The 11,090-nt window shown below is 47.9% G+C and carries 13 protein-coding genes and 1 tRNA gene; 3 read left to right on the top strand and 11 right to left on the bottom strand.

All coding sequences use genetic code 11. The features are described 5' to 3' along the window. Together IKB43_08560 and rimO are read left to right on the top strand one after the other, a co-directional pair. Positions 1-285 (top strand): hypothetical protein (locus IKB43_08560; protein ID MBR2470184.1); only part of this gene is annotated, 285 nt, incomplete at its 5' end. Positions 286-377: 92 nt separating this feature from the next. Then, positions 378-1,688, top strand: coding sequence for a 30S ribosomal protein S12 methylthiotransferase RimO (gene rimO, locus IKB43_08555; protein ID MBR2470183.1), 1,311 nt, complete (start codon positions 378-380; stop codon positions 1,686-1,688). An 84-nt stretch (positions 1,689-1,772) separates the two neighbouring features. Here the strand turns inward: rimO and IKB43_08550 are convergent. From IKB43_08550 to IKB43_08515, 8 genes are all read right to left on the bottom strand, one after another. Then, positions 1,773-1,847: transfer RNA gene (locus IKB43_08550), tRNA-Arg, on the bottom strand. A 71-nt stretch (positions 1,848-1,918) separates the two neighbouring features. Further along, complete coding sequence (locus IKB43_08545; GenBank protein MBR2470182.1) at positions 1,919-2,821, bottom strand: hypothetical protein; 903 nt, start codon at positions 2,819-2,821, stop codon at positions 1,919-1,921. 129 nt (positions 2,822-2,950) lie between these two features. Further along, positions 2,951-3,628 (bottom strand): DUF3108 domain-containing protein, encoded by a 678-nt coding sequence (locus IKB43_08540; protein MBR2470181.1) that lies wholly within the window; start codon positions 3,626-3,628, stop codon positions 2,951-2,953. A 131-nt stretch (positions 3,629-3,759) separates the two neighbouring features. Next, positions 3,760-4,233: a 5-(carboxyamino)imidazole ribonucleotide mutase gene (gene purE / locus IKB43_08535; GenBank protein MBR2470180.1), complete on the bottom strand. Its 474-nt coding sequence runs from the start codon at positions 4,231-4,233 to the stop codon at positions 3,760-3,762. An 11-nt stretch (positions 4,234-4,244) separates the two neighbouring features. Further along, positions 4,245-5,537: a phosphoribosylamine--glycine ligase gene (gene purD, locus IKB43_08530; GenBank protein ID MBR2470179.1), complete on the bottom strand. Its 1,293-nt coding sequence runs from the start codon at positions 5,535-5,537 to the stop codon at positions 4,245-4,247. A 68-nt stretch (positions 5,538-5,605) separates the two neighbouring features. Then, positions 5,606-7,543, bottom strand: coding sequence for a hypothetical protein (locus IKB43_08525; GenBank protein ID MBR2470178.1), 1,938 nt, complete (start codon positions 7,541-7,543; stop codon positions 5,606-5,608). Further along, on the bottom strand, positions 7,543-7,983 hold the full coding sequence (locus tag IKB43_08520) for a hypothetical protein (GenBank protein MBR2470177.1): 441 nt from the start codon (positions 7,981-7,983) through the stop codon (positions 7,543-7,545). The genes IKB43_08525 and IKB43_08520 overlap by 1 nt, the downstream gene beginning before the upstream one ends. A 276-nt stretch (positions 7,984-8,259) precedes the next feature. Beyond that, entirely contained in the window at positions 8,260-9,306 is a 1,047-nt protein-coding gene (locus IKB43_08515; protein ID MBR2470176.1) for a Fic family protein, read from the bottom strand. A gap of 146 nt (positions 9,307-9,452) precedes the next feature. Between IKB43_08515 and IKB43_08510 the strand changes: the two genes are divergently transcribed. Beyond that, positions 9,453-9,698, top strand: coding sequence for a TIGR03905 family TSCPD domain-containing protein (locus IKB43_08510; GenBank protein MBR2470175.1), 246 nt, complete (start codon positions 9,453-9,455; stop codon positions 9,696-9,698). Positions 9,699-9,709: 11 nt separating this feature from the next. Here IKB43_08510 and IKB43_08505 read toward each other — a convergent pair whose 3' ends face one another. The 3 genes from IKB43_08505 to IKB43_08495 form a co-directional block, all read right to left on the bottom strand. Continuing rightward, a complete protein-coding gene (locus IKB43_08505; GenBank protein MBR2470174.1) occupies positions 9,710-10,297 on the bottom strand; it encodes a zinc ribbon domain-containing protein in 588 nt (195 codons plus the stop codon). A 17-nt stretch (positions 10,298-10,314) separates the two neighbouring features. Further along, positions 10,315-10,707 (bottom strand): VOC family protein, encoded by a 393-nt coding sequence (locus tag IKB43_08500; GenBank protein MBR2470173.1) that lies wholly within the window; start codon positions 10,705-10,707, stop codon positions 10,315-10,317. 145 nt (positions 10,708-10,852) lie between these two features. Further along, positions 10,853-11,065: an ACT domain-containing protein gene (locus IKB43_08495; protein MBR2470172.1), complete on the bottom strand. Its 213-nt coding sequence runs from the start codon at positions 11,063-11,065 to the stop codon at positions 10,853-10,855. Positions 11,066-11,090: the final 25 nt, after the last annotated feature.

Below are 11,090 nucleotides of genomic sequence, written 5' to 3'. Positions count from 1 at the left end.
GCTAAGCCTGCTGCTCAACCGGCTCCCGCCGCTCAGCCCGCTCCTGCTGCCAAGCCTGCTGCTCAACCGGCTCCCGCCGCTCAGCCTGCGCCCGCTGCCAAGCCTGCTGCTCAGCCGGCTCCCGCCGCTCAGCCCGCTCCTGCTGCCAAGCCTGCTGCTCAACCGGCTCCCGCCGCTCAGCCTGCGCCCGCTGCCAAGCCTGCTGCTCAACCGGCTCCCGCCGCCCAGCCTGCTCCTGCCGCCAAGCCTGCCGCTCAGCCCGCTGTTGACGACGACTGGGAATAATTTTTACGCTTAGTTTTTCTTGTGGGTTCCGCGATTCTCTCGCGGAACTTTTTTGTTATCGTAGAACCACCTAAAATCCTATATTTGTCATCATGCCTACTAAAAAGCCCAAAGTTTTCGTTGTACACTTAGGATGCGCCAAGAATCAGGTCGATGCAGAAAACCTGGTTGGTGAAATGCTCCACGCCGGTTTTGTAACTTGTGACAGCGCAGCGAAGGCAGACTACATTCTGGTAAACACCTGCGGGTTCATCGAGGCCGCCAAGGAAGAATCCATCAACGCGATTCTCACGCAAATCAAAGGCAAGAAGGCAAAACAGAAACTGATCGTGTCGGGTTGCCTCTCGGGCCGCTACGGCGACGAACTCATCAAGGAACTGCCCGAGGTGGACTACTGGGTAGGCACGTACAAACCGGGCGAACTTCTGAAAAAGATGGGAATAGTCGCACCGCAAAGCTGCGACGCCGAAAACCTGCCGCGCATGAACTTGGGCGGGTTCAAGCACCACGCCTACCTAAAGATTGCGGAAGGATGCAACAGACGATGCGCCTACTGCGCAATCCCGCTAATCCGCGGAAAGCAGGTTTCGCGCAGTATCGAAGACATTGTGGCCGAAGCCAAAGAGCTAGAAGCGCAGGGTGTGCAAGAAATTACCCTTATCGCGCAAGACACGACCTACTTCGGGCGCGAAAAAGGCAAGAAGGGCAGCACGCTGGCCCAGCTTTTGAAGGCGATTCTCGACAACACGAACATCCCGTGGATTCGCACGCTGTACTGGTACCCGATGTTCGTGGACGATGAACTACTGGACCTGATGGCAAACGAACCGCGACTGGTGAAGTACGTGGACATGCCTATCCAGCATGCCAGCGACAACGTGCTCAAGAATATGAAGCGGAACTACCGCAAGAAAGAACTCGTAGACATTCTGCATAGGATTCGCGAGCGCATTCCAGGGGTAACGCTCCGCACGACGGTTCTTGTCGGGTTCCCCGGTGAAACACACGAGGACTTCGAAGAACTGATGGAACTTTTAGAAGACATTCAGTTCGACCACCTGGGCGGATTCGTGTTCAGCCCCGAAGAAGGCACTCCCGTGATGGAGATGGATTTGCCCTCCGTTGACGAGAGCGAGGCCCGCGCAAGGCTTGACGCCGTGACGGATCTGCAAGAAGAAATCGACGCGGAACATGCCGAAGCGATGATCGGAAAGACGGTCCGCATCATCATCGACCAGGAAGCCGAAGAAAGCGAATACCACTTTTACGGACGCACCGAAGGCAACTCCATGGAGAACGACGACATCGTGAAGGTGCTGGAAGGCGACGCCAACATTGGTGAATTCCGCGACGCACTGGTAGTGGATGCCGAGCCTCACGAATTGATTGTTAAGCTGTTGTAAACCTTACAGGTCAGTCGAAGGTCCCGTCCTCTTTGTCAACAACAGCAAAAGAAAGGAGTTCCTAAAAGGAACTCCTTTCTTTTATACCTGTGATGCGATTCGAACGCATGACCTCTTCCTTCGGAGGGAAGCACTCTATCCAAACTGAGCTACACAGGCAAGTGCGAGCAAATATAGTAAATCCTGTAATACCCACAAAAAAAGCCCGCACTTACGCAGGCTTTTCTTTATTACCGTTCAGAACGTTCGCGTTCCTTTTCACGTTCACGACGGCGCTTTTCCGTATCGTCCGGGAAGAATTCCGGAAGTGCATAGCCAATGGCGATGCCGAAGACAATACCCGTCTTGCTCATACCATCTTCATTAACAACCCTCGAAACCCATTCATTATGAATCTTATCGAAGGTAAAGCTTACATTGTCATCCTTGGGATTACCCAGTTCCGGAGCGTAATACATGCCGAAAGAGAACTGTAAGAAATACCACTCATTGGTCAAGTAAGTAATCAACGCATCAAACTGGAAACCATTCACCTTAATCAACGGACGCAATCCATCTTCCGGCTTCACATCGTGGTCGAAATAAACTGTACCATAAGAAACGGACAGGCCTAGATGGAGCGGGTTTTTGGGGAAGAGGTAATAGTTCAAACCAACCTTATATCCGGTTCCACCCTCAAGCTCAATATCATCAAAATCGCTATCCGTTCCCTTGGGCAAAAAGCCGAAGGATCCATATAAACCAATATGCCAACGAGTGATATATTCAGCACCGGCACCGAATCCCATACCCATTCCAGTTTCGCCCATGAACGGATAGCGAGCACCCATACCGATTTCCAGCATCAGACGATCCTTAAGCCAGTCACGACGACGCAAGGAGTTAGCATATTCATCAGCCCGCTGATCTTCTTCAAACTTTTTGCGAGCCTCCATATCCTCTCTCTTGGAACGACTTAAGTGAGAATCCTCCACTTCCTCGAATTCATCATCGCTTGATCCAGATTCACTAGATGCTTCGGTCGTCGCAGCAGAATTACCTGCAGAAACAAAATCACTATCGTCAAACTCGTCGTCTTGCGCCCACGCGAGAAATGCCGTCAAGCACAAAGTCAAACACATTTTTTTAAGCATAACGCCTCTGATTATAAATCGCCTTTGGAATATAACTTTTTTAGCGAGATTTATCCATTCACCAAGTGTAAAAGTTGCTTTAACCTTTGAATTTTCATAAAAACCAGCATTTTTTGCAGAATTGCCGCCTTATTTTCGCTCAATCAGCCGCGCCTTTATAGACCCAAGCGCTATTTCGCACTCCATGAGCACCGGGATTCGGCGATCGTCGTCGGTGAACCAGATGAAGATGCGCCCCTTGGAATTGAAGATACCATCCCCATCCAGCATGGGTTCCACTTTGATGGTCTGAAGCTTGCCGAAGTCCGTTTTCAGGGTTTCGTGACCATGGACCACCACCTTAAGTTCGTATCGTTTTTTCCCGCTTACCGCCGAAAAACGGGAAGTGTCCCCCACCGTAAGTGGCATCGTGCGCACAAAGTAGAACGCCGACATGATACTGTGTTCCATTCCCTGAATGGCGACTGCTGTATCGGCAGAGCGCTTCACCTTGCGAGTTTTCATGTCGGTAAAGACGGTGTCCGAAAGCCAAGCCTTCTCGCCCTTGCGGTCGAAGCGAATCACGGATGTGTTGTGGTAACTTCCTTCGTGAAGCCGTTTGCGGAATACCTCGGTCATAAGACCCTTGTTGCGCACACGGGTGTAAATGGTGTCAGCCACCGGATAAATTTTGTTGATAGTCTTGTTGCCGGTGGCAAAAGTGAGAAACTCCGTTTTTCCATCGGCTATCGGTTTAACCTCTAAAGTCGCATAACCCGCCGTAACAAAACCCCAGCTAAGGCTGAAAGTCAGCTTTTCGCCCTTCATCCACGGGGCTTGGACCTCAGGAAGGTTGGGCTCACCAGCGAAACATGCAGCAACAAAGACCGCCACAAGCGCGGCGACCTTGAAGCAAAACTTAGTGCTATTCCTAACCACTAACCACCAACCACTAACCACTAGCCTTCGATGTCTCCGAGGCCCTTGCGGTAGGCGACGAGCTTTTCGCGAACTGCAGGGTCTGCGATGGCGACGATGTGGGCGGCGAGGTAACCGGCATTCTTGCCGTTGCCGATGCCGACCGTGGCCACCGGGATTCCCGGGGGCATCTGCACGATAGAGTGCAGGGCATCGACACCGTTGAGCGGGCCGCCGGCGCAGGGCAGGCCGATAACGGGAAGAATTGTGTGCCCTGCGAGCACGCCCGGAAGGGCTGCAGCGAGGCCTGCGACACCGATGAGGACCTGGAGGCCTCGCCCGGCGGCTTCACGAGCATACTTCGCGGTGGCGTTCGGGGTGCGGTGCGCGGAGAGAATGTTGAATTCCCACACGATGCCAAAGCCGTCGAGCACGGCGGTGATTTTATCTACAGTTTCCTGGTCGGACTTGCTACCCGCAACGATACCGACCTTTGCATTTTCTTTCAAATCCATTTTGTTACCTCTTATTTCGCCATCTTGGCGAGACGGGCCAAACCCTTCTTGCCGATGTCCTTGCGGTAGAACTTGCCTTCGAACTGAACCTTTTCGGCGGCTTCGTAAGCGATGTCGAGAGCGGCCTGGAGCGTTTCGCCATGGCCCACCACGCCGAACACGCGGCCACCGTTCGTGACCAGCTTGCCGTCCACCATCTTGGTACCGGCATGGAGCACCTGGGCGCCGTTCTTTTCGGCTTCTTCGATACCCGTCACGACCTTGCCCTTTTCGTAAGAGCCCGGATAACCGGCACTTGCAAGCACCACGATTGCGGAGCTACCCTTGGTCGCCTTCGGAGCGTTTAGTTTGGCGAGTTCGCCCTTTTCGGCAGCGTCGAACAACGCGAGCACATCGCCGTCATAGAGCGGAAGCACAATCTGGCATTCGGGGTCGCCGAGGCGGCAGTTGTATTCCACGACCTTCGGGCCCTTCGCAGTCACCATGATGCCCACGTAGAGCACGCCCGTGTAAGGCTTGCCTTCGGCGGCCATGCCCTTGAGGGTCGGTTCGATAATCGTCTTTTTCACGACCTCGAGGAGAGCGTCCGTCACGACCGGAGCCGGGCTGTAGGCGCCCATGCCGCCCGTGTTCGGGCCCTTGTCGTCGTCAAAGACGCGCTTGTGGTCCTGGGCAGAAGAGAGAATCACATAGTCCTTGCCGTCGCAAACCACGAAGATGGAGGCTTCTTCGCCGTCCATGAATTCTTCAATCACCACCGTCTTGCCGGATTCGCCGAAGACGGCCTTGTCGCCGAGCATTTCTTCGACAGCGTCGTTCGCTTCCTTGTCGGTCATGCAAACGATAGCGCCCTTGCCCGCAGCGAGGCCCGACGCCTTCACCACGATCGGAGCCGGGTGTTCGGCGAGGAACTTCTTGGCGGAGGCGAGATCGGTGAAGGTCTCGAAGGCGGCCGTCGGCACGTTGTACTTCTTCATGATATCCTTGCTGAAGGCCTTGGAGCCTTCGAGCGCGGCAGCAGCCGCAGTCGGGCCGAAAGCGCGCAGCCCGCGACGGCGGAATTCATCCACTACGCCAGCGACCAGCGGAATTTCGGGGCCGATGACCGCGAGGTCGATATGCTCTGCTACGGCGAGGTCGGCAATGGCCTTCGGGTCGGCTACATCCACCGGCACGCACTTGCCGAGGTTAGCCATGCCCGGGTTGCCCGGAGCGCACACGAGAGCGTCGCACAGCGGCGACTTCTTGACTGCAAGAGCGATGGCATGTTCGCGACCACCGCTACCAACGACGAGAATATTCATAAGCGTATCCTTTACTGTTACGGAAGGATAATTTAGAAAAAAACCACACACGAACTTTTTTTTCGATTCTAATCAACAACGTTTTTCATGCATGAGGTACCAATCGGGTAGGCATTTATAGGGCATTCCACAAAAGAAGAATTCACAAGGCAATAAACGTTTTTATCATTTTCCCTTGTACTCGTCCAAGAAGCCGAAATTGTTTGGGTATACAAATTTTCAATTTTATCAGGAGTTAAAACAAAATAAATATGAGTATATTTTTTATCCCGAATAGCCCCTTCGTCAACCCCCATCATAAAACGTTTCCATTCCGTTGTATCAGGAATATGAAATCCGACAGGGCATTGTTCTTGCGCAACTTCAAATGTGTAATAGTACTCACTTTCAACAACATTCAGCGTAACAATATCATCTTTTAAATATTTCTCGAAAAAATCAAACGATCCGGTTGAATCAACGAAGGCGTTTTGCGGCTGTCCTTTCATCCACAGCATTCCTCCATAGGAAATAGTACTATATCCTAACCCAGATTTTTTGTCATATATGGAATCAACATCCGCATATACACACCCCGTTCTACCCGCACAAAAGAATTCGACGCTATCTCGTCCCAACGTTTCAGTTTGCTTAGCAACTGAATCACCTAAAGAATTCAGAAACGGCATCATGAGCGAGTCTGGTGCAAGCACCCAATCAGGCGAGCCTTTATTAAACGAGCAAAGTATCACCGTATTTTCGTATTTTTTTAGTGTTCCTGCAGCAACATCATCATAGCATTTACCAACATCAAATTCTTTCTGGGAAATTTTTTCCCACAAACCATTTTTAGCACAATAATAAAGATTGTCACGATACTTTTCATAGCGCCGCAATTCCTTACCACATTCACCCAACCGAAGATCCATCAATTCATCAAAATTAGCAAGTTGCCACTTATTCGTTTTTTCATTACAAATGTAGACCACACTATCATTCATAATCAAGGTATCTCCAACATTATCAACAGAACAGTTGCGATATCGAAAATCAAGTATCTCATCATATGCAGCCATTCGCCATCCGCGATCTATACTATCACAGATATAAACCAACCTATCGCCTTTATCAATCAAATCGCCATAATTATAACTTGTGCAAGCGCCCAAAGAATCCTCCATTGGTTCTTCTAAACGCCAAAAAGAGAACGAACAGACCATTTTTTTCCCATTAAAAAGACTTTCCTTATTTCGAACAATAGACTCTAAAGAATCCCCATTGCAAACTGGCAATTTGTATGACTTTGCATAATCGTCAGAAATGGATTTGACATTTGCTAAAACCGAATCAACAATTAAAGTCGGGACTTTTTCATCATCATCAAACTTACCATTGTCTGCCAAATCATCGGCCTGGAAAAACAAATGTTCAACAAAAAAATTCAAGTCCACATAGGCCATCCACATTTCCTCATCCGTTTTTGAAAAAGGCCTTCCATCTTCTGAATACTCCTTGTCTGCCACAATTTTTGCAACTTGTAATGGATACGCTTCGTTTTGGGCAAGATTTTCCACACGTTTTCTTTGTACAGTAGAACTAAGACTTATATAAACATGATCTTCATACCACATATCAGCAAAATAGCTAAGTGTGGCTTCAACTTTGACAGAATCATGATTTATGAAATATCCCTTTACATCAAAACGTACATAGGGGCCATTTAAATTTACATCATGAAAATTAAATTCCGTACTTTGATCACACCCATACCAATTATGTTCGTTAGAAAATTCGCCAATAAAAACATTTTTTTCGTTTAAATATTCATCCAGCTGAACAAGAAACACCGAATCATGAACAAAATAAAAATCCTTCCATTTCGGTACACAAATAAACCCATACGGATTTCGATTTTGCAAGGAATATTCTGGAACGTGATACCTTGGTGCCTGAACAACATCAATATCATCAATATTCGAACAAGAGCATAGCAAGGTCAAGAAAATAACGAAACAAAACTTTAGCATCACCAATCCTCATCAACAACTTCACAAGTTTCAGAGGCATCCTGAACATTCAGATCTATTTTTATACGAGATGTATTTATTCTCAATCTAAAAAACAAAGCCACTTCCAATTCACAATTTTCACCGAATTTTTCGTAATAATAGTCTGAAGTGTTCTTTGAAATCGAAAAAGACGTTTCATCCAAAGCTTCTACATAATTATAACCTTCATCATGAAAAACAATTCTTTTCGCATTTGAACATTTCGGATTATCACATCCGTAAACATCCATGAATATAGTTAGCGAATAGGGTGTTTCTATTGTAAAAGGAATATATTCTTCAGAATGATAAGTGTCTGTATAATGATCATATCTAACATAGTAATGAGATTTAACACTTACCGTATAATCATCTTTAGCCGAATCATTCAATGCAATTATAGAATCTAATGCAACCATAGAAAATTGATTTATCTCTATCATATCTCGAGAAACATCACTTTCATAACAATGGTTCAAAGGATTGTCGCAGTCACTACCACAACCCCAAAACAACACGACTACACACAAAATTAGCAATATCTTGAAATTTCGCATCATTCTTTACCCAACATATCAGTAATAATATATAAATGAAACATCTAAATTTTGCAAAAGCCCGCTAAGTTAAACGATAAGACACAATTATCCTTCAACGAAATGCTCTAGAAAGTATATGAAAATCACGAGGCCCCATTACTTCCTCAGATACTTCGTGCCACGCCCGGCGCCAACTGTCGTGACGACTCCACTTTTCAGCATCTTTCCCAAGACATATTCGACGGTTGTCGGGCTCACATCAGGGAGAATCTTGCATATATCGGATTTCGATATCGGCAAAAGGCTGTTCAGCACTGTCGCCTCAATGCGGGATGTTTTGGTTATCTTGTTTGAATTCACCGTTGCAAAGCGCTTGTCTAATTCTTGATAGCACTGGTAAAGCATGCTTAAAAAATGCTGGACAAACGGGAAATAGTCATTGCGGCTCTCGTGCCAATTCACGGACGATTCACGCAACGATTCGTAATACCACGACTTGTTCTTGTTGATTTGCTCTTCGTACGAAATGTACTTGCCAACATCGTAGCCGTTCTTGTACAAAAGAAGGAGCGAGAGCAGCCGCGACATTCTGCCGTTCCCGTCCCTGAATGGGTGGATGCACAGGAAATCAAGCATCACGCACGGAATGAGCAATAGCTTACTTATGGAATCATCCGCAACAGCGTCCATATAGGCGAGTTCCAGTTGTTCCATTGCCTTTTGTGTTTGGGCTGCGCGAACGGGAGCGAAACGAATCTTGCGCGTCCCCGACTTGTCAATTTCAAGAATCACGTTGTCTTCGTTCTTAAACGCGCCTCCGCGGCTTTGAGCCACTTGCGCGAGGAGCGTCCGATGCAAGGAGAGCATCGTCTGCACAGAAAAAGGGATGTCGTTATAGCCGGTATGGATAAGCGAAAGGGCGTCACGATAACCGGCGATTTCGGCTTCGTCATGATTGAGCGGGGCGCTGTTCTGATTCACGATTTGCGCAATTCGGTCGTCACTGGTGATGATGCCCTCGATGGCATTTGAACTTTTAACCGACTGGACCTTGGCGATAGATTCAAGTTCCGTGAAAATCTCCTGATGAGATTCCTTGCGGAATGATGCCATCGTCTTTAACGACGCAATAGAGGATGTCGTATTGACCAAATTTGCGGGCAACATCCCATTTTTCAAGAAGGAATAGTCAAATTTATGCATAACCAGGCCTTTTTCTGCACATAATATAGTTCTTTTTATGCAGAAAAGCACCACAATCTGCATATTTTTTCTAAAATTTTATGCAGAAACGTGTTTTTTCAGGAATCATTGTATATTTAACACACACCTTCAACCCCGGGACACACATGGAAGAGACTTTCAAGACCAGAGGCGTTTGCGCGACAACGATCCAGTTCACGCGCGACGGAGACAAAATCAGAAATATCCGCTTTACGGGCGGATGCAACGGCAATCTGAAGGCGATTGCGAAACTCTGCGAAGGCATGAGCGCCGAAGATATCGCGGCAAAGCTCTTGGGCAACACCTGTGGCGGGAAGCCGACTTCATGCGCCGACCAGCTCGCCCGCGCCGTCCTCGGGAAAGAAGCGTAATATCTTAAACATTACCGTCTCTTGAATACGACGATTTCAGCATCAGCTCCGTTCTTGCCGTATTCGCTCACGAGAATGTAGCGTTCGTCGCAAGCGATTCCAAAGCAGCGGCCTTCGGCACCAATCTTTTTGACCTGGTTGCCCCAGTAGCTTGCGTTATCGTCCAATAGCTTGACGCTGTTGCCGTTAATTTTGTATTCCTGATTGATGAACGAGCCCTGCAGAACAAAGAGGTTGTCAATTTTCGGCATGTCCTTGATATTAAGCGCGTTTACCTCTTCAATGAACTTCTGCTTCATGGGCGAGGTGGCGTGCGGCAGTTGATCTGCCGGGAGGCACCAGCGCTTGAGCGTCGGGAAATACTTGCGCAGTTCTACCCTGTACTCTTCGCGGGTAAGGCTCTTGCCTGTATTCTTGTTGAATTCATTGACGAACTGCGAGCAGAATTCGACCATCTGCTCCATGTTGAAGTCGCCGGTGAAGGCGCCGTCTTTATAGCAGTAGATGCAGTATTCTTCGTTCTTGCTGCCGTCGGCGTTGGTGCCCAAGATTTCCGGCGTGAGCGGCATTCCGCAGCTCTGACAAAACTTCATTTCCATAAGTTCTCCTTTATTTGTTAATCCTTGACGAATGACCCGATTTCTACCAAATTGCCTTCAGGGTCAGCGATGTAGCAAGTACGTTGCCCCCACGATTCCGTAGTCGGCGGCATGATGCCTTTAGCTCCTGCGATCGTGACTTTGGCGTATGTTTTATCCACTTCAGTGTAGTTGGCAACACCCAATGCAATTTCAAAATGCCCGTTAACGCCTTTGCAGTAAGCGTACTTCTGGCTTGTCATTTTTTCAAAATCAGATTTTCGGAACAGCAAGAACAAAGTGCCGTCCTTTTCTAGAAAAACGTTAGTCGTATTTTCGTCTTCCTTGATTTCAAAGCCCAAGACATCTCTGTAAAAGCGGACCATCGTCGCCATGTCATCGACAAAAATTCCAAAGCCCTCTAATTTCATCGCAAAACCTCCTTATATTATATGCACAAATGTACACTGTTTTGAAATTCTTGTCAAGTCCCTTCCGTAGTTTTTTTGAAATTTGTCAGTATCGGCCTCCAATCTCCTTAAAACAGCCTTGAGCCCCGTGATTTCGGAGAGACGTTCAGCATAGCACTTTCTCGAAATTTTCGGCTTTCACAAAGATATAATCCGTATTGAAAGTGGATATCGCAAAAAATCCAACGCCATTTTCTGCAAGAATAGCCGAGAGTTTCGAAAGGATACCTATAAGAGAAAAATCCTTACCCGTATCGACATCACTAACGTCCGCTACTTTACAGACTGTTAGTTTGTGATCCAATTTCTTTAATTTCATAAAGTCGATCCTTTATTTCAAGGCC

It is taken from the genome of Fibrobacter sp. (assembly GCA_017503015.1).
GTDB lineage: Bacteria > Fibrobacterota > Fibrobacteria > Fibrobacterales > Fibrobacteraceae > Fibrobacter.
This window is presented reverse-complemented; position numbering and strand designations above follow the sequence as displayed.

Bases quoted from the DNA above. Each gene is read 5' to 3' on its own strand.
- IKB43_08515 (MBR2470176.1), bottom strand. From the start codon at position 9,306: ATGCATAAATTTGACTATTCCTTCTTGAAAAATGGGATGTTGCCCGCA.
- IKB43_08545 (MBR2470182.1), bottom strand. From the start codon at position 2,821: ATGCTTAAAAAAATGTGTTTGACTTTGTGCTTGACGGCATTTCTCGCG.
- IKB43_08505 (MBR2470174.1), bottom strand. From the start codon at position 10,297: ATGGAAATGAAGTTTTGTCAGAGCTGCGGAATGCCGCTCACGCCGGAA.
- IKB43_08525 (MBR2470178.1), bottom strand. From the start codon at position 7,543: ATGCTAAAGTTTTGTTTCGTTATTTTCTTGACCTTGCTATGCTCTTGT.
- purD (MBR2470179.1), bottom strand. From the start codon at position 5,537: ATGAATATTCTCGTCGTTGGTAGCGGTGGTCGCGAACATGCCATCGCT.
- IKB43_08540 (MBR2470181.1), bottom strand. From the start codon at position 3,628: ATGAAGGGCGAAAAGCTGACTTTCAGCCTTAGCTGGGGTTTTGTTACG.
- purE (MBR2470180.1), bottom strand. From the start codon at position 4,233: ATGGATTTGAAAGAAAATGCAAAGGTCGGTATCGTTGCGGGTAGCAAG.
- IKB43_08500 (MBR2470173.1), bottom strand. From the start codon at position 10,707: ATGAAATTAGAGGGCTTTGGAATTTTTGTCGATGACATGGCGACGATG.
- IKB43_08520 (MBR2470177.1), bottom strand. From the start codon at position 7,983: ATGGTTGCATTAGATTCTATAATTGCATTGAATGATTCGGCTAAAGAT.
- rimO (MBR2470183.1), top strand. From the start codon at position 378: ATGCCTACTAAAAAGCCCAAAGTTTTCGTTGTACACTTAGGATGCGCC.
- IKB43_08510 (MBR2470175.1), top strand. From the start codon at position 9,453: ATGGAAGAGACTTTCAAGACCAGAGGCGTTTGCGCGACAACGATCCAG.
- IKB43_08495 (MBR2470172.1), bottom strand. From the start codon at position 11,065: ATGAAATTAAAGAAATTGGATCACAAACTAACAGTCTGTAAAGTAGCG.